The following is a 17,718-nucleotide window of genomic DNA, read 5'->3' as shown; positions in this document are numbered from 1 at the left end:
TGTTTTTTATTGATTTATCTTGTATTTTAGTAAGGTTGCCGATTTTATAGCGTTGTTGCGTTTTATTATCTGTAACTTCGATTAATAGTTTTAGGTAATTCTCTAATATTCAAACTTTATGGATCAATTCGATCTAAAAGAAGCACTTAGGAAGTTTTTTGGTTTTGATCAGTTTAAAGGACATCAAGAAAAAATAATTACAAATGTCTTACAAAAGAAGAACACATTCGTAATTATGCCCACTGGTGGTGGAAAGTCTTTATGCTATCAGCTTCCGGCTTTGTTATCTGAAGGTACTGCAATTGTAGTGTCTCCATTAATTGCCTTGATGAAAAATCAAGTGGATGCAATTCGCAATGTGAGCGATCACAATTCGATTGCGCATTTTTTGAATTCTTCGTTGAGCAAGACAGAAATCAATCGGGTAAAGGAAGATATTCTTGCTGGTAAAACTAAATTGCTTTATGTAGCTCCAGAATCTCTTACGAAACAGGAAAATATTGATTTTTTAACTTCGGTGCCAATTTCTTTTTTTGCGATTGATGAGGCGCATTGTATTTCTGAGTGGGGACATGATTTCCGTCCAGAATATAGACGATTAAGAGAGATTTTTGAGAAAATTTCCGATGTTGCGATTATTGCTTTAACAGCAACAGCAACTCCAAAAGTTCAGGCTGATATTCAAAAGAATCTCAATATGATGGATGCTGATTTATTTAAGTCTTCATTCAATAGGGATAATTTGTACTATGAAATCCGTGCGAAACAAAATGTGGAAAAGGAAATCATTAAATACATTCGTCAGAGAGAAGGTAAATCAGGAATTATTTATTGTCTTTCGCGTAAAAAAGTAGAAGAAACAGCTGAATTACTTCAAGTAAACGGAATTAATGCATTGGCTTACCATGCTGGATTAGATGCAACTACTCGTGCGAGACACCAAGATATGTTCTTGATGGAGGAGGTAGATGTGATTGTTGCGACCATTGCATTTGGAATGGGAATCGATAAGCCAGATGTTCGTTTTGTGATTCATCACGATATCCCAAAATCATTAGAGAGTTATTACCAGGAAACGGGTAGAGCTGGTCGAGATGGTGGAGTTGGTGAGTGTATCACATTTTACTCGTACAAGGACATTGAGAAATTGGAGAAATTCTTACAAGGAAAGCCTGTTTCTGAACAAGAAATCGGTAAACAGTTGTTGAGCGAGATTGTTTCTTATTCTGAAACATCTGTTTGTCGCCGAAAATTCATTTTACATTATTTCGGAGAAGAGTTTGATGAGCAAGGATGTCATGAAATGTGTGACAATTGTAAATTCCCAAGAGAAAAAATCGAAGGGAAAGAATTCGTTCATCAATTACTCCAAGCAGTTGATTTTCTTCAAGAACAACAAAAATCGAAACACGTTTGCGCTTTCTTAGCTGGAGGTGTAACGGCTGAAATTAAAAGTTACCGCCACGATCAAGCTCCATTGTTTGGTGTTGGGAAAGATCGTGATGAGCATTTTTGGAATGCTGTTATTCGTCAAACACTTGTTGCAGGTCTTTTATACAAAGACATTGAGACTTATGGAACGCTTAAGTTTACGGAAAGAGGAAGAGAGTTTCTTGCAGCACCTAAGCCATTTACCTTATTGAAACAACACGATTATTCAGCATCTGATGAGGATGATTCTATGGTTTCTCCTGGAAAAGGAGGGGCTTTCGATGAAGTGTTGTATGGCTTGTTGATTGATTTGAGAAAATCGCTTTCAAAGCAAAATAACATTCCTCCATTTGTTATTTTCCAAGAGCCAACTTTAAAAGACATGTGCTTTCAATATCCAATCACGATTGATGAGTTAACAAATTGTCAGGGAGTTGGAGCAGGGAAAGCACAAAGATACGGAGAACCATTTATTGAGATGATTCTCTCTTATGTGGAAGAAAATAATATTGACAGACCGCAAGATTTGGTGGTGAAATCCTTGATCAATAAATCGGTGTTAAAGGTTCAATTGATTCAAAATATTGACCGAAAATTACCTTTGGAAGATATTGGTAGAGCTCAAGGGAAATCAATGGATGAAGTCATTGAGGAGATTGAAGCAATCGTTTCTTCGGGAACTCGGGTGAATATCAATTATTACATCGATGATATTTTAGATTCGGATAATCAAGAAGAGATTTACGAATATTTCTCCGAAGCTGAAACCGATGATTTGACGATTGCTTATCATGAATTTGATGGTGATTACACGGAAGAGGAGTTGCGTTTGATGCGTATTAAGTTTATGAGTGAAATGGCTAATTAGACTTAAAGAGATTAGACCAAAGACATAAGACAGATTTGTCGAAACAAAAAACGGATGATTTTTTCATCCGTTTTTTTATTTAAATCTAAGTCTTTTGTCTCGCTTCTTAAATCTGAAAAGTCTTTTATACCGCTATCGGTGCTTTAATAGTCGGGTGTGGATCGTAATTCAACAATTCAAAATCTTCGTATTTGAATCCAAAAATATCTTTTACTTCTGGATTGATTTTCATCGTTGGCAATGGTCTGAAATCGCGTTCCAATTGCAATTTTGCTTGGTCCAAATGATTGGAATACAAATGCGCATCTCCCAATGTATGAATAAATTCTCCTGGTTTTAAATCACAAACCTGTGCTATCATCATAGTTAATAATGCGTAAGAAGCGATGTTGAACGGAACTCCTAAAAAAGTATCTGCAGATCGTTGATATAATTGACAGCTTAATTTACCATCAGCCACATAGAATTGAAACATCGTATGACATGGAGGCAAAGCCATATTATCAACGTAAGCAACATTCCATGCATTTACGATTAAGCGACGAGAATTTGGATTTTTCTTGATTTGATCTATCAAATTAGAAATTTGATCTATTGATCCGCCATCTGGAGTTGGCCATGAACGCCATTGATATCCGTAAACAGGACCTAAATCTCCATTTTCATCCGCCCATTCATCCCAAATGGAAACATTGTTGTCTTTCAAGTATTTGATATTTGTATCTCCTTGAAGAAACCATAACAATTCATGAATGATAGAACGAAGATGCAGTTTTTTTGTCGTCAAAACTGGAAAACCTTCCTCTAAATTGTAGCGCATTTGATACCCGAAAGTGGATAAAGTCCCTGTGCCAGTGCGGTCTCCTTTGAATGTTCCTTTGTCTAAAATGTGCTGTAATAAATCGTGATATTGTTTCATTTGACTGTTGAAATGAGAATTGGAATATTGAATTCGAAGTTAGGGATTTTAATAATAACGAATCTCATTTGGTTGATAATTCAGTTGCATTGTTGATTCAATTATCTATTTTTACTCAAAATAGATTGATGCGTTTTTGGTTATTATTTCTGGTTGTTGTTTTTTCATTCAACGGAAATTCGCAAGAGATTAAAAAGAAATACTTGGGAATTTACAGTGGTGAAATACCTTCCTATGCCTTGGAAATAGGATTGGAAGTTTTTCAAGTGGAGAGCACACCCATTCAACTTGAATTGAAACCAGCGGGTATTTTTATAGAGCGCTTGAATTCAATAGAAAAAACGGGAACCTATAAAGTCCTTCGAGAAGATAAAACAGGGATTTATTTGGAAGGACAGTTTGATGGACAATTCATTCCTGAGAGTTTCATTTTGTACAAAGCTGAAAAACGATTGGAACGGAAAGGAATTTATCCGCAACCAGAGGTTTTTCTCAAAAAGATTTAATTCTTCACAACTTTAATTCGGCTAATCGAACTTCCTTCCTGAATTTCAACCCAGTAAATTCCACCACTCAATGTGTTTGAAAGGTTGTTGATTTTAACCTCATTTATTCCATAAGTCGATGATTTTTCCTGAGATCCGATTTCCTGTCCATTTAGATTAAACAACTTGATAGTAGTATTGCTGATTCCTGCTGAAAACCAGGATACATGAAGCTCTTCCGTAAATGGATTTGGGTAAATAGATAATCCCGCAATTTCATTCTCAATGAATCCCAAATCACAAGTTCCTTGAATGTTATTGTCAATCCAAGTTGTGCGATCGAAAATCCATGATTTCATTGCAGCGATTTCTCCAGCGTAATCCGATGGAATTGGACTGGGATTGGGCCAGATGTAATAGCCTAATATTGGCCATTTGTCAAAATGCCGCACTTCAGCAACGTTTAAAAGGTTGGCAATTGAATCAATTTTGGAATTTAATGTAGGAATTGAAAGAGTAGTCTGGCGAAGGGTTGTCCATCTGCATTTTAGTTGTTTTTCAAACCAAGGATCTTCTAGCATGCGCCCCCACCAAGTTGGAATCTGAAATCCGCCAGAACAAGCCGTTGAATAGTCATATTGCCAGCCTGTATAATCGTCAGCATCACAATAATCTGCATTTAACCAAGCGAAGTTAAAATCCCACATAGGTCCCATTCTTAATTTGCCTCCTTTGGAATCTTTTTCCTTGTGAATAAATGTACTCAATCGATACCCGTCTACATTTTTACTGATTTCATTTAAAATCAGGAAATCTATGAAAGTTTCGGGAACACTGTAGTTTCTGTATCCAATAAGTGGGTCAGCAAATGAGGTACTTGAAAGAGCCGTTTCAAACGAATCAACGTATGCTTGAATATAATCTTTTTGCTGCGGTTGAATCTCGTCTGATTTTGGATAGTGGTATAAAAAATCAATGTTTGTTCCATCTTCAGATTGATAGGTCGAGGTCCAGCTGTCACTATTAGATCCAGTGGGTTTGTCAATTTTGATAATATAACCTCCAGTTAAATCGTCTCCAAGAATGTCTGTGGGAAGTAGTTTAGAAATAGCCACCCGATTCGGATCGCGCTTTATTTTTTCCATGGCTACATAGATTCCTTGATACTGATTGTTTAGTACCAACTCACAGAGAATCGTTCGAGAAGCATACTGGTTCATGTCATTAGCCAGTTGATAGGTTAAAATGTTTCGCATACATGTTTTATCAACATACGGAGCATATAAAATCCAATCATTTTCTATCGGCATTCCTAGAATAACGGTGTCTTTTGTCGTTCCATTAATATCTCTGGTTTCAAAGGCATACGATTTTTGAGGAAAGGCTCCTGATGATGAACCCCTGCGTTCGATTCCAATTTTATTGTTGTATCCATTTGGGAAATCTGTAACATGGTTTGTATTTCCCAAGCCATTATCAATTATTTTCAGGTGAGCTTCGATCTTCGGTTCATCAGGAATTGATTGATTATTGGTCGTGATAATAACAATGGGAAGGTTACTGCTTACAAATGGCTGATGGGTTGCTGGATTGTTCCCGAAGGTAATTGACCAAGAGTCCAAGGTTCCATTATCTCCACTTTCTGAATCAAACACACGTAATTTCCAGATTCCATTTGGATTTTGATTGTTGTTCATCATTCCAAGTGCATCCTGGGCTTGAAATACTCCAGTAAACGGAGGGTTTTCCATAAGGATTGAGGAGTTGGCATCTCCTCTTAAACAAGTAGTGTTGAAATTATTTCCATCTCCACCAATACTTGAGAAAAGGGTAATTAAAGTACCATCTGGAGCTTCTAGTCTTACAGTTAAATCCGCATCCCAAGTATGGGTTATGTCTAGGCAAACCTGTTCTAAACCAAAGCTTGCTTGATTGATCGAATTAGGTAAACCGCTAACGGTTACTTGTCTTGTTAATGTTTGATTGTCTTGAATATTTCCAGATGTACCATTGAATGTTTGACCAAAGGAAATAGTACTTAAAGCGAACAACAAAAAGGAGAGTAATGTCTTCATAAGTATATTAAGAGAACATTAAATTACTGTTAAATCGTTTACTAAATCGATTAGTGTGAAATTTCTGACAGTTCTTCTGGATTGTGTTTGTGTTTGAAAAACAATGCAAATAGGATTGCAATGACCAAAGCATACGCAGCAAAGCTTAACCAAATTGGACTCCAGTCAAATAGTGTTATCGCTTTTGAGAATTTGCCGTTTGGGGAGATTTTCACATATTGGGTTAGATTTGAAAAAACAGGATTAGATTCTTTAATCCCAAAATATTTCGTCAAACTTGAAGTCGTTTCAAACTGTAGAGTGAAAAATCTTTGTATGATGGCAGCACTAGCTAAACTTCCGATTACGGCTCCGAATCCGTTTGTCATCATCATGAATAAACCTTGAGCAGATGCACGAATTTTGTAATTAACGGTTGTTTCAAGATATAAAGAGCCAGATACATTGAAGAAATCGAAAGCCATTCCATATACAATACAAGAAAGGATAATCATCCATAATCCATCTGCAGGGTTTCCGTATGCCAGTAAACCAAATCGAAGTACCCATGCAAACATACTGATGAGCATCACTTTTTTGATCCCGAAACGTTTTAAAAAGAATGGAATTGCCAAAATGAATAAGGTTTCGGAAACCTGAGAAATCGACATCACGATTGTTGATTTCTCTACAATTAAAGAACCTTGGTATTTTCCAAAATGCCCGAATTCACTTACGTAAACATCTCCGAACATATTTGTTAACTGCAATGCTGCCCCTAACATCATCGAGAAAAGGAAAAACAGCGCTGTTTTGTAATTCAGGAATAGTTTGAAGGCATTCAACCCGAAAGCTTCAACAAGCGATTTTTTTTCTGACTTTCCGAGTTGTGGAGGGCATTTTGGAAGTGTAAATGAATATAAGCCAAGTAAAATACCAGCTATTCCAGCGATTATGAATTGATTGTAGGAAGCTTTGTTTCCAGTAAGGTTTACAAACCACATGGCGGCAATGAATCCAATTGTTCCCCAAACACGGATAGGGGGAAATACTTTAACAACGTCGTAATCATTGTTTTTCAATACGTGGTAACCGATTGTGTTTGATAAAGAAATGGTTGGCATGTAACATACCATGGCCAAAAAGATTACCCAGAAAAATTCATTTGAATTACTTGCAAATGGAATGAAACATAAGGTTATTCCTCCAAGGAAATGAAGAATTCCATATAAACGTTCGGCGTTGACCCATTTGTCAGCAATAATTCCAGTAATAGCTGGCATGAAAAGAGATGAAAATCCAAGTGTGCTGAAAACTGCTCCAAAGGCAACTTTATCCCATTGTTTTGTGGTAAACTAATAATTTGCAATTGTAATCAACCAAGCTCCCCAAACGAAAAATTGGAGAAAACTCATAACGGTCAAACGAAATTTGATAGATTTCCCCATAGTAGCAGATACTTAATGTTGGTTACGCGTCGCGTTTTGTGATTTCATCTCGAATTTTAGAAGCTAACTCATAGTCCTCGTTATCAACAGCGATTTGAATTTGCTCTTCTAATTCTTCTTTGGTCATTTTGGTGAATTCATTTTCATCTGAATCAGCAATTTCTACTTCATCATCGTCATCCATAAATTCGTCCGATAAAATACCTGCTGAAGAAAGAATGGATTCAAATGTGTAAATGGGGCATTCAAATCGCACAGCCAATGCAATTGCATCAGAGGTTCTAGCATCAATGTCTGAGAATACACCGTCTTTTTCACAAACTAATTTTGCAAAGAAAATCCCTTCTTGTAAGTTGTAGATGACAACTTCTTTCAGTTTGATGGAAAACGATTGCGCAAAAGATTTGAATAAATCATGGGTAAGAGGTCTTGTAGGAGTCATCTTTTCCAATTCAATAGCAATAGCTTGAGCTTCAAAACCGCCAATAATAATTGGTAATCGGCGTTTTCCAGCTGCTTCGGCAAGTACTAATGCGTAAGCACCACTTTGTGTCTGACTGTACGACAGTCCAATAATATCGAGTTTAATCTTGTCCATTCGAACGTTTTCCTTACGAAGGGTTTAAATAAGGAGGGAAGCATTGTAACGTGCTTCCCTCCGAGGATTACTTTCGTAAAAATAATTAAATAGATTAATCTTAGTGTGGTGTTGAACGGAATTTTTTTACAGCCTCCGTTAATTTTGGAAGTACTTCGAAAGCATCTCCTACAACTCCATAATCTGCAGCCTTGAAGAAAGGTGCTTCTGGATCAGTATTAATTACTACAATTACTTTGGATCCGTTCACTCCAGCTAAGTGCTGAATTGCTCCTGAAATACCAGCTGCAATGTATAAATTCGGACGAATTGCAACACCTGTTTGTCCTACGTGTTCGTGATGAGGTCTCCAGCCAATATCTGCAACTGGGCGAGAACATGCTGTAGCTGCACCCAATACTTTTGCTAAATCTTCAACCATTCCCCAGTTTTCAGGACCTTTCAATCCACGACCTGCTGAAACAACTAATTCTGCTTCTGGCAATGGAATTTCTCCTTCAGGAATTTTCGTTTCAACAACTTTGATAACTGAAGCTCCTGCTCCACCATCAAATGCTTCAACAGCACATGCCGAACCTGATTTTTCTGGTTGGAATGAGTTTGGAAGTAATGAGATAATTTTTGTAGCAGACTTTACGGAAACAAATCCGAATGCTTTTCCAGAGAATACATTCACTTTTACTTGTCCGTTTGCATTCGGAACATCAACCGCTCCAGAAATTAAACCTGCTTTCAAGCGAACAGATAATCGTGGCGCAACCGCTTTTGCTACTAAATCATGAGAGAAAACAATTAGTTCTGCTCCTGTTGATTCTGCTGCTTTTGCGATTAATCGCGTTACTTGTTGTGAATCTTCTGTTGAAACTGAGCGATCTACCAATACTTTTTGAGCACCGTATTCACCTAAAGTTCCTAATGTTGCATCATCTACAGAACCTGTTGCAACAACTGTAATTGTACCACCAATCTTTTTTGCGTAAGCAACTGCCTCTAGCGCGCTTTTCGCTAAGTGATTGGATGAATTGATATATACTAAAATGTTCATAATTCTTTGTTGTAGATTAAATAACTTTCGCTTCGTTGTGTAACAAAGCAACTAATTCGTCCATATTGTTTGGATCAATCATTTTTACAGCTGATTTAGCCGCAGGCAATCCATATTCAACATAAGCAGTCAATTCTTCTACTGCTGCAGGTGCTACAACTGTAAGTGGTTTTGTACGTGCAGCCATAATTCCACGCATATTTGGAATGCGTTGCTCTGCCATTCCTTTTGCACAAGAAACGACCAATGGTAAGTTTGCCTCAACAACTTGAATACCACCAACGATTTCTTGCTCCATACGAGCTGTTGTTCCGTTGATCTCTAATTTTGTTGCCAATGAAACAAATGGTAAATCCAATGCTTCTGCAATCATTCCAGCAACTTGAGAACCGTTGTAATTAATCGTCTCTTTACCTGTTAGAATCAAATCAAACCCGTTTGACTTTGCGTATTCAGCGATTTGAGTAGCTGTATAATAAGCATCTTTTGGATCTGCGTCGATACGAACTGCATCATCTGCTCCAATTGCTAAAGCTTTTCGAATAATAGCTTCGTCAGCAACATTTCCAACTGTAATGATTGTTAGATTACCTCCTAGCGTTTCTTTTAATTCCAATCCACGAACAAGTGCATACCACTCATCGTAAGGGTTAACAATGTACTGAACTCCATTTTCGTCAAATTGCTTATTCCCATCGGTGAAGGCGATTTTCGACGTTGTATCTGGAGATTTACTGATACATACAAGAATTTTCATAGTATATTTTTATTTAAAACAGATAGTATTGTTTTTTGAAAAATTAAACAATCATATTTTGCTTGTTAAACTTAGTTTCGCAACAAAAATAATCAAATCATCTAAGGAATGAAAATGTTATGCGCACATAATAGCGCAAGGTTTTGAACATTTTGTTCACGATTTACTGAAAATGTGTGTTCTTCGTATTCATTTTGGTAGGCTAGAAACGAATTTTAATTAATTTTGACACTGCTTTTAAGCGAAACAAAAAACGAAAAGAATGAAGACTGTTCAATTTAGAGAAGCACTTCGTGAAGCTATGTCAGAAGAAATGCGCCGTGATACTGGTGTTTTCTTGATGGGTGAAGAAGTTGCTGAATATAATGGAGCTTATAAAGTTTCTCAAGGAATGTTGGATGAATTTGGTCCAAAACGTGTAATTGACACCCCAATTGCTGAATTAGGATTTGCAGGTATTGCTGTAGGAGCTTCTATGAATGGTCTTCGTCCGATTGTAGAATTCATGACATGGAACTTCGCAATTTTGGCAGCAGATCAAATCATTAACTCGGCCGCAAAAATGTTGCAAATGTCTGGTGGTCAATATGGTTGTCCGATTGTGTTTAGAGGTGGTAACGGTACTGCAGGTCAGCTAGCAGCAACGCATTCGCAAAGTTTCGAAGCTTTTTATGCACATGTTCCAGGTTTGAAAGTGATTACTCCATCCAATCCATACGATGCCAAAGGTTTGTTAAAGGCTGCAATTCGTGATAACGATCCAGTAGTTTTCTTGGAATCTGAGAAAATGTATGGGGATAAAGGTGAAATTCCTGAAGGGGAATACATCATTCCGATTGGAGTAGGTGATATCAAACGGAAAGGAACAGATGTAACAATCGTTTCTTTCGGTAAGATCTTGAAGGTTGCTTATGAAGCTGCTGAGCTTTTGGAGAAAGAAGGAATTTCTTTGGAGATTATTGACTTGAGAACGATTCGTCCGATTGATTATGCATTAATCGTAGAGTCAGTGAAGAAAACAAACCGTTGTGTTGTTTTGGAAGAATCTTGGCCGTTGGCTTCTATTTCATCTGAAATTGCTTACCATTTGCAACGATATGCTTTTGATTATTTGGATGCGCCAGTTATGCGTGTTACACAAACAGATACGCCATTTGCATTTTCACCAACATTGATTGAGGCAGCATTGCCAAATGTTGAAAAATTAGTGAAAGCTGTAAAAAGCACTTTGTCTAGAAATTAATTAGTACGTAGTTAATATAAAAAGTAAGGGCGTCCTGCATATGCGGGACGCCCTTACTTTTTATATCTATTTTTTAAATCTCTGCGCTTGATGTTGGGAATGCGCGATCAACTTTTTTGAAAAGTCCTTGTAATACTTTTCCTGGTCCAACTTCGATTACTTCCGTTGCGCCATCAGCAATCATCTGCTGCATCGTTTGTGTCCAACGAACAGGAGCTGTTAACTGATCGATTAGATTTTTCTTAATTTCATCTGGATTTGTTACCGCAGAAGCTGTTGTGTTTTGGTAAACCGGGCAAATTGGGCTGCTGAAAGTTGTTGATTCAATTGCTTGAGCCAATTCTTCTCTCGCAGGTTCCATTAATGGTGAATGAAAAGCTCCTCCCACAGGAAGAATTAAAGCGCGTTTTGCACCAGCTTCAGTTAGTTTAGCACAAGCTTCTTCCACTGCTGGAATTGCACCTGAAATAACCAATTGTCCAGGGCAGTTATAGTTTGCTGCAACCACAACTCCGTCAATCGATTTACAAATGTCTTCAACCACATTGTCTTCCAATCCTAAAATTGCTGCCATTGTTGATGGAACTGCTTCGCAAGCTGCCTGCATAGCCAATGCTCTTTTGGAAACCAAACGCAAACCATCCTCAAAAGAAAGTGTTTTGTTTGCTACCAACGAAGAAATTTCGCCCAACGAATGTCCTGCAACCATATCTGGTTTGAAACTATCTCCCAAACACGCAGCAAGAATAGTTGAATGCAAGAAAATTGCGGGTTGTGTTACCTTCGTTTGCTTCAGTTCTTCATCAGATCCTTCAAACATGATCTTTTGAATGTCAAAGCCAAGAATTTCATTCGCTTTAGCGAAAAGTTCTTTAGCCAGGTCGGAGGAATCGTAAAGGTCTTTTCCCATTCCTGAGAATTGAGCACCTTGTCCGGGGAATACATATGCTTTCATAATTTGTTTTTTCGAGGTGGCAAATATAACAACTTCGTGAAATAAATATAGCTGGAGAAGTGAAGTGTAAATTGTAAGGTAGATATAAATGAAAAATCCCGCAGGTGTAAACACCAACGGGACTTAACTTTTCCTGTGAAAGGTGGAAGCCAATTCACAAGTTTTTTTAGAATAAAAAAGGAAGACTTGCATCTTCCTTTTATCAATGGTACTCGGAGCGGGACTTGAACCCGCACGCCCATACAGGCACAGGATTTTAAGTCCGGCGTGTCTACCAATTCCACCATCCGAGCTTGTTCCGTCGTGTCTGCCATCCCGATAGCTATCGGGACCACATCCGAGCGGAATTTAATCCAATCAACACAGACTGTGAAGATTTGAGCGGGAGACGAGATTCGAACTCGCGACCCCAACCTTGGCAAGGTTGTGCTCTACCAACTGAGCTACTCTCGCGTTATTTCAATTTTCCGAGGCATCTTTTTGCTTCGGGCGACAAAGATATAAAGTATTTTTAGATTACAAAGGATGAAAATTAAAAAGTTCAACTTAATTTTTTCTCAATTTTCTAACCAGGATTTAAAATGAGCAACCCGATCACGACTAACGATAATATCCTCAGAGGGTTGCGGTTTTAAAGTGAGTTTTAAGCGCCCGTTGAACCAGTTTGTTGTTGCTATCAATGACTTGATATGGATAATTACTTTCCGATTTACTCTAATGAACTGATTTTCATCGAGCATATCGTCAATTTGATCCAAAGAATAATCCACCACATATTTTTCTCCATTTAGCCCAATAAGCAATGAATTTCCGTTTTCCGATAAAAAATAAGCAATTTCTTCCGTTGAAATGTGAATGAGTTGATCTTTCTTTTTAATCACAAATCGACCTTTGTTTTTTGGAGTAGTAGCTTCGGTAAGTGCATTTAAGAGTTTCGAAAAGTCATTTTCTTTTAGCATCAGCGACTGGCATTTATGAATTGCCTCGGCCAAATGACTTTCATTGATTGGCTTTAAGAGGTAATCGACTCCATTAAATCGGAATGCTTTTACGGCATATTGGTCAAATGCAGTTACGAAAATGATATTGGATCGAATGACTGACTCTTTTAAAATCTCAAAACTGCTTCCGTCGGATAAATGAATATCCATAAATACAATATGTGGATGTGCATTTTTTGAAAACCAATCGATGGCATTTTCAATCGAATCAATAGTATCCAATACGATGATGCTCGAATCAATTTTGTGAATCAACTCCTTTAATCGTTCTGCGGCTGGAATTTCATCTTCAATTATGAGTATAGTAGTCATCTTTTTTTGAATAAGATTTAAAGTAAAGGTATTGAAACGGAATAATATTCATCGGTCGTATCTATGATAACGGCTTTGTTTGATACGAGCTGATAGCGTTTAATAATGCTAATATGTCCGAATTTCGAAGAGTATTCGTTGGTTCTTTTTGGCTGAAGGTTGTTTTTTACAGTAATATATTCCTCGCTTTCATCCGAATAAATGGTTACAATCAATGGTCTGCTACTTGAGATTACATTGTGCTTCACCACATTTTCAATCAGAATTTGCAAACTCAACGGAACAATACTTTTAGTATACAGTGAATTTGGGACATTAACGGTAAGTGAAATGTTTTTTTCAAACCGAACATTCAACAAAAACAAGTAAGCATTTAGCAGATTCATTTCATCACTTACCGAAACTGTTTTTTCATCTTTCATTTCTAAAATATAGCGATATACTTGAGAAAGATTCTGAATAAATTCTTGAGCTAACTCTGGTTTTTTCGGAACAATTGAGGCAAGTGTATTCAGTGAATTAAATAGAAAGTGAGGGCTCATGTTTGCTTTCAGGACATTCAACTGCGTGTGATAATTTTCAATCTTCAGTTCTTGAGTAATTGTATTTGACTGTTGCCATTTTTTGAAGAAGTAAACGGTTTCATAAATCGCCGTAATCATGTAAGTAACCAAAAGATTGCAAACGTAGCTTCTTACCAAGAGACTGGTGGTGATTTTTTCTTTTTCCGAAGAATAATGCAGCGAGATACAGTTTGAGACCCAGGTGAATCCAACGGTTACAAAAGTGATGATTAAAAAGAGAATGAAATAGCGTTTTGCAGAGGTATCGTTTTTAAACCACAAGCGAACGTAGATTGAAATAGCTCTGTTCAAATGCCAAAAAACAGTAGTTATTCCGATTGTGATGAACCAAGTTATTGTAAGCGCAATAAACTGATTGAATGGTTGTGTGTCGAAAAATACAGCCATAATGATAATGGAAAGAATCGGAATTCCGAATAAGCGCAAACGATTATCGTTGAATTGCAATAACTCCCTTCTTTTTTCACGACTTAAAAACATGCAATGACTTCTTTATGTAAAGTTAAAATAAGATTTTGTAAGTGACGTTGGGATAAAACCCAGTTTGGTATGTTGTTACAATTTGCTGAATACTTGGATTGTATGACTGTGTATACTTGTTTTTATGATTGGTTAAATTTTGCAAATCAATGGAGAAATGATTCGTTATTTTTCGAAGATTCAATTCATAAGTGAGTTTGAAGTTGGCTTTGAAGTAAGGTGAATTTTGAACTGAAAAAGCTTTTGTTTGGTCTCTCACTTCTTTTCCAGCGGCTATCGAAGCTTCCAGATCGATAGGTGTTTCTCTTCTTCCTCCAGCAAATGTAACTTGTGCATCGAATCTTAAAAGGGATTTTTTGCCTAATCTCAATTCATTTCCTGCTGCAAGGTTGAATACATAATTGGTGTTAAATGTTGTTCCTCGTTCAATGCGATCACTTCCTTTGTATGTTGATTCGAAAATGGATGAAGTAAACAAGATGTAGTATCCTCGTGTATATACTTTTTCAAGGGTCAATTCAATTCCGTAATTCTGGCCAGTTCCTTTGTTGACTAATCCTGTTTCACTAAGACTTCCAAAACCATCTCCAGCATTCAGCATGGAGTATGAACTCGATTGAACTTGAACCGGAACATCGTAAATATATTGGTAGTAAATCTCTGTTTTAAGTCTTAAGTTCCGTTGAATAAACCAATCATACCCAATCACATTTTGAAAAGATTTGGTGAAATCCATCTGCTTATTTGACAATACTTTTTCGCCATTAATTTCCTCTTCTTCAAAATAGGATGTCACAAATTGCATCTGACTGTGTAAGCCAGATCCTACTGAAAATGTGTGTTTATCTGTTAATTGATATTTCAAACCAATTCTTGGTTCGTCCGAATGTGAATTGTTTAAAAGGAGATGTTGATTGTGATATCCTGCATTTAAAGTCAGTTTATCCGTAAAACGATGCTGATACAATACATAGGTTTGTATTAAACTGGTGCCATTTCTGTAATCTTTGGACCGATTATATGCTCCTAAATTATTTTTTACCGAATCAGTTAAGTTGAACTGAATGTAATCGTAAATAACTCCAACGGTTAAGGTGTTTTTTGCATTGAATTTGTGGTTGACTTTATAATTAAGTGAATACTTTGTTTGCTGATTAGAACTTCCGTAATATCTCATTGGAGCAGTATTATTTGTTAAACTATCTATTTCCGTTTGGTCCTTCGTACTGCTCACTGCAATGACTAATTTTGAAAAGGTTTTTTCATTGAAAAAATAACGATGAGAGATGCCGATTATTCCAGTTTTTGAACGGATATTGGAGCGGATATTCTCTCCGAAATACAAGTTGTTTTGATCGGTGGAATCTGTTTCAAATTTGATGGAGCTAATACCTCCAATGCCAAAAAGAGAAAACCGTCCAGCTTTTTTGGTAGGAAGATCGACTTTAAAAGTGACATCTTGGTAATAGGGTACAGCAGCACCAGTTCCTAAATTAATGCCAATAGCTTTGATTAAAGCAAGTGTGGAATAACGGTAATTGACGATGTATGAGGCCTTTTTTCCTTTCGCGAAAGGGCCCTCCAATCCCAATTCGAAACCATTGAAACCGATTTGACCCAAGTATTCCCGTTTTTTTGTGTTTCCGTTTCTCAGCTGTAGATCAAATACTCCAGAAAGCGCATTGCCATAATCTGCGCTCCAGGCACTAGTCATAAAATCAGAATTACTTAGATTATTCAAGTTCAGCATACTTACTGGTCCACCAGTTGTACCCAATGTTGAAAAGTGATTGGGACTTGGTATGTCGATTCCTTCCATGCGCCATAATACTCCAGTAGGTGAATTTCCACGTATAATAATGTCGTTTCTGGCATCATTTGCACCACTTACTCCTGCATAGTTTTGGGCTACTTTGGCGAAGTCTTGTCTTGATCCAGCATATCTTCCAGCTTCTTCAATGGAGATTGTTCGGGTACTAACGGTTAACATTTCATTGATGCTTTTGCGTTTGTCGGCATTGTGTGTGATGACAACTTCATTAATCTGAACAATGTTTTCTTCCAGTTCAATAGCTAATTCAAGCTCTTTACCTGAAATAACTGAAATGTTGGAAAGACTGATTGTTTTGTAGTTGGTATAAGAAAATTGGATGGAATACCTGCCTACGGGTAAATTTTCGATGCGATAGTATCCGTCATCATTGCTGAGAGTTCGAATCATCGAATCGCCAACAGCTACTTCAACAAGTACACCTGGAATGGGTGATTTTGATTGTTTGTCTGCAATTGCTCCTTGAATTGTTTGAGAATAAGTAATGCTAGAGCTTAGAAGTGCGAAAAATAGGATCAGCCTCATAGTTTCTTTTTTCTACTAAAGTATAAAGGACAAATCTCCGACCGATTCAAATAAAAATGAATTGTAGTAAATCAAGGTTGAATTGTTGTGTGAAGTATTTCAATCGTTAAGCGGATGATTGAATGTGAATTAATAAATCAGGAAGTTACTCCAAAATGATAACTTTGTTTATGAAATTTTCGTACTTCAACTTTTGGCTTCGGAACATCGTGATTTATCTGTTCTTTTGCTTACTTGGGCTTATCATGGTACTTGTCGATGGTACCCATCAAATCCATGAAAAAGGGCGGTTTATGCATGTTGTTTTTAATGGTGGAGTTATGTTTGCCATTGCACATATTCAGGTATACATCCATAACCGATTTTTATATGAACGTTTTTTTAGTAAGCAAAACCTTAAATATTTTTTAGGGACGGTTTCTCTCTTTGCCAGTTATTTCCTAATCAATTACTTCACACCATTTACTTTTGTTTCAAATAGAGATGTGATAACGATGTGCATTTCCATTTTCCTCATTTATTTGGTGGGACTTGGTTTTTACTACATGCACAAAAATATTTCGGATAGGAATAGGCGGTTTTTGACTGGTTTGTTAGAGAAGGATGATGAAATTCGACATCTGAAAGCACAGTTGAATCCACACTTTTTGTTCAACGCATTGAATAATTTGTATGCGACCTCATTGACTGCTCCCAATGAAACTCCTGATAAAATTTTGGAACTTTCCGATTTGTTGCGTTATCAGATTGAATCGTCCAAAAAGGAACGTGTTCCCTTGTATGAGGAAATTGATTTCATTAAGAAGTATCTCAGTTATGAGCAAAATAGAAGCCCTAAATTGAATATCAGTTTACACAACAAAATAGCAATGAATCAATTGATGTTATCTCCCATGTTGTTTATGCCGTTCATAGAAAATGCGATTAAGTACAGCAGTGGAACTGAAAAGCCAACGGTTTCTTTGGAGATTAGTACAGATAAACAGCGCCTTACTTTTAAAGTTTGGAATAATTTTGACCCAGAAAGAAGGGAGTTCTCTGGCACGAATACAGGAATTTCAAATACGAAGCAGCGCCTTGAATTAATGTATAACAACAAACATGAATTGATTATTACAGATGCAGATGGTATTCATACGGTTGAATTGACGCTTGTATTGTAACGAAAATAGTATCTTGTAG

The 17,718-nt window shown here is 36.9% G+C and carries 13 protein-coding genes, 2 tRNA genes and 1 pseudogene; 4 read left to right on the top strand and 12 right to left on the bottom strand.

Annotated features, from left to right (window positions below):
* Nucleotides 1–118: 118 nt before the first annotated feature.
* On the top strand, nucleotides 119–2,299 hold the full coding sequence (gene recQ / locus FLUTA_RS04260; RefSeq protein WP_013685620.1) for a DNA helicase RecQ: 2,181 nt from the start codon (nucleotides 119–121) through the stop codon (nucleotides 2,297–2,299).
* Nucleotides 2,300–2,423: 124 nt separating this feature from the next.
* On the opposite strand, the gene FLUTA_RS04255 is transcribed toward recQ, so the two are convergent.
* A complete protein-coding gene (locus FLUTA_RS04255; RefSeq protein ID WP_013685619.1) occupies nucleotides 2,424–3,218 on the bottom strand; it encodes a thymidylate synthase in 795 nt (264 codons plus the stop codon).
* A 128-nt stretch (nucleotides 3,219–3,346) separates the two neighbouring features.
* On the opposite strand from FLUTA_RS04255, the gene FLUTA_RS04250 reads away from it, so the two are divergent.
* Nucleotides 3,347–3,724, top strand: coding sequence for a hypothetical protein (locus tag FLUTA_RS04250; RefSeq protein ID WP_148235388.1), 378 nt, complete (start codon nucleotides 3,347–3,349; stop codon nucleotides 3,722–3,724).
* Here FLUTA_RS04250 and FLUTA_RS04245 read toward each other — a convergent pair.
* The 5 genes and pseudogenes from FLUTA_RS04245 to FLUTA_RS04225 all read right to left on the bottom strand — a co-directional run bounded on the left by FLUTA_RS04245 (nucleotide 3,721) and on the right by FLUTA_RS04225 (nucleotide 9,605).
* Nucleotides 3,721–5,778 (bottom strand): CotH kinase family protein, encoded by a 2,058-nt coding sequence (locus tag FLUTA_RS04245; RefSeq protein ID WP_013685617.1) that lies wholly within the window; start codon nucleotides 5,776–5,778, stop codon nucleotides 3,721–3,723. The two genes, FLUTA_RS04250 and FLUTA_RS04245, sit on opposite strands and share 4 nt — an antisense overlap.
* Nucleotides 5,779–5,828: 50 nt before the next feature.
* Nucleotides 5,829–7,205: pseudogene (locus FLUTA_RS04240) on the bottom strand (nucleoside permease).
* 22 nt (nucleotides 7,206–7,227) lie between these two features.
* Complete coding sequence (locus FLUTA_RS04235) at nucleotides 7,228–7,803, bottom strand: bifunctional nuclease family protein (protein ID WP_013685616.1); 576 nt, start codon at nucleotides 7,801–7,803, stop codon at nucleotides 7,228–7,230.
* A gap of 100 nt (nucleotides 7,804–7,903) precedes the next feature.
* Nucleotides 7,904–8,848: an electron transfer flavoprotein subunit alpha/FixB family protein gene (locus FLUTA_RS04230; RefSeq protein ID WP_013685615.1), complete on the bottom strand. Its 945-nt coding sequence runs from the start codon at nucleotides 8,846–8,848 to the stop codon at nucleotides 7,904–7,906.
* A gap of 16 nt (nucleotides 8,849–8,864) precedes the next feature.
* Nucleotides 8,865–9,605: an electron transfer flavoprotein subunit beta/FixA family protein gene (locus FLUTA_RS04225; RefSeq protein ID WP_013685614.1), complete on the bottom strand. Its 741-nt coding sequence runs from the start codon at nucleotides 9,603–9,605 to the stop codon at nucleotides 8,865–8,867.
* A 262-nt stretch (nucleotides 9,606–9,867) separates the two neighbouring features.
* On the opposite strand from FLUTA_RS04225, the gene FLUTA_RS04220 reads away from it, so the two are divergent.
* Nucleotides 9,868–10,848, top strand: a complete 981-nt coding sequence (locus FLUTA_RS04220) for a pyruvate dehydrogenase complex E1 component subunit beta (RefSeq protein ID WP_013685613.1) — start codon at nucleotides 9,868–9,870, stop codon at nucleotides 10,846–10,848.
* A gap of 73 nt (nucleotides 10,849–10,921) precedes the next feature.
* Here FLUTA_RS04220 and fabD read toward each other — a convergent pair whose 3' ends face one another.
* From fabD to FLUTA_RS04190, 6 genes are all read right to left on the bottom strand, one after another.
* On the bottom strand, nucleotides 10,922–11,803 hold the full coding sequence (fabD, locus tag FLUTA_RS04215) for an ACP S-malonyltransferase (RefSeq protein WP_013685612.1): 882 nt from the start codon (nucleotides 11,801–11,803) through the stop codon (nucleotides 10,922–10,924).
* A gap of 206 nt (nucleotides 11,804–12,009) precedes the next feature.
* Nucleotides 12,010–12,096, bottom strand: a tRNA-Leu gene (locus FLUTA_RS04210).
* Nucleotides 12,097–12,183: 87 nt separating this feature from the next.
* Nucleotides 12,184–12,256 (bottom strand) — tRNA-Gly (locus FLUTA_RS04205).
* A gap of 104 nt (nucleotides 12,257–12,360) precedes the next feature.
* Nucleotides 12,361–13,116 (bottom strand): LytR/AlgR family response regulator transcription factor, encoded by a 756-nt coding sequence (locus tag FLUTA_RS04200; protein ID WP_013685611.1) that lies wholly within the window; start codon nucleotides 13,114–13,116, stop codon nucleotides 12,361–12,363.
* A 17-nt stretch (nucleotides 13,117–13,133) separates the two neighbouring features.
* Nucleotides 13,134–14,180: a sensor histidine kinase gene (locus FLUTA_RS20520; protein WP_013685610.1), complete on the bottom strand. Its 1,047-nt coding sequence runs from the start codon at nucleotides 14,178–14,180 to the stop codon at nucleotides 13,134–13,136.
* A 22-nt stretch (nucleotides 14,181–14,202) separates the two neighbouring features.
* On the bottom strand, nucleotides 14,203–16,536 hold the full coding sequence (locus tag FLUTA_RS04190; protein ID WP_013685609.1) for a TonB-dependent receptor: 2,334 nt from the start codon (nucleotides 16,534–16,536) through the stop codon (nucleotides 14,203–14,205).
* A 170-nt stretch (nucleotides 16,537–16,706) separates the two neighbouring features.
* Here FLUTA_RS04190 and FLUTA_RS04185 point away from each other — a divergent pair, with 170 nt between their 5' ends.
* A complete protein-coding gene (locus FLUTA_RS04185) occupies nucleotides 16,707–17,699 on the top strand; it encodes a sensor histidine kinase (protein WP_013685608.1) in 993 nt (330 codons plus the stop codon).
* Nucleotides 17,700–17,718: the final 19 nt, after the last annotated feature.

This window comes from Fluviicola taffensis DSM 16823, assembly GCF_000194605.1.
GTDB classification, from domain to species: Bacteria; Bacteroidota; Bacteroidia; order Flavobacteriales_D; family Crocinitomicaceae; genus Fluviicola; species Fluviicola taffensis.
The sequence above is the reverse complement of the archived record's forward strand: the minus strand, read 5'-3'. Positions and strand labels throughout refer to the sequence as shown.

What these genes read in the sequence shown, in the direction of transcription:
- FLUTA_RS04185 (WP_013685608.1), top strand. Translation starts at nt 16,707, where the DNA reads ATGAAATTTTCGTACTTCAACTTTTGGCTTCGGAACATCGTGATTTAT.
- FLUTA_RS04220 (WP_013685613.1), top strand. Translation starts at nt 9,868, where the DNA reads ATGAAGACTGTTCAATTTAGAGAAGCACTTCGTGAAGCTATGTCAGAA.
- FLUTA_RS04225 (WP_013685614.1), bottom strand. Translation starts at nt 9,605, where the DNA reads ATGAAAATTCTTGTATGTATCAGTAAATCTCCAGATACAACGTCGAAA.
- FLUTA_RS04245 (WP_013685617.1), bottom strand. Translation starts at nt 5,778, where the DNA reads ATGAAGACATTACTCTCCTTTTTGTTGTTCGCTTTAAGTACTATTTCC.
- recQ (WP_013685620.1), top strand. Translation starts at nt 119, where the DNA reads ATGGATCAATTCGATCTAAAAGAAGCACTTAGGAAGTTTTTTGGTTTT.
- FLUTA_RS04230 (WP_013685615.1), bottom strand. Translation starts at nt 8,848, where the DNA reads ATGAACATTTTAGTATATATCAATTCATCCAATCACTTAGCGAAAAGC.
- FLUTA_RS04235 (WP_013685616.1), bottom strand. Translation starts at nt 7,803, where the DNA reads ATGGACAAGATTAAACTCGATATTATTGGACTGTCGTACAGTCAGACA.
- FLUTA_RS04200 (WP_013685611.1), bottom strand. Translation starts at nt 13,116, where the DNA reads ATGACTACTATACTCATAATTGAAGATGAAATTCCAGCCGCAGAACGA.
- fabD (WP_013685612.1), bottom strand. Translation starts at nt 11,803, where the DNA reads ATGAAAGCATATGTATTCCCCGGACAAGGTGCTCAATTCTCAGGAATG.
- FLUTA_RS20520 (WP_013685610.1), bottom strand. Translation starts at nt 14,180, where the DNA reads ATGTTTTTAAGTCGTGAAAAAAGAAGGGAGTTATTGCAATTCAACGAT.
- FLUTA_RS04250 (WP_148235388.1), top strand. Translation starts at nt 3,347, where the DNA reads ATGCGTTTTTGGTTATTATTTCTGGTTGTTGTTTTTTCATTCAACGGA.
- FLUTA_RS04255 (WP_013685619.1), bottom strand. Translation starts at nt 3,218, where the DNA reads ATGAAACAATATCACGATTTATTACAGCACATTTTAGACAAAGGAACA.
- FLUTA_RS04190 (WP_013685609.1), bottom strand. Translation starts at nt 16,536, where the DNA reads ATGAGGCTGATCCTATTTTTCGCACTTCTAAGCTCTAGCATTACTTAT.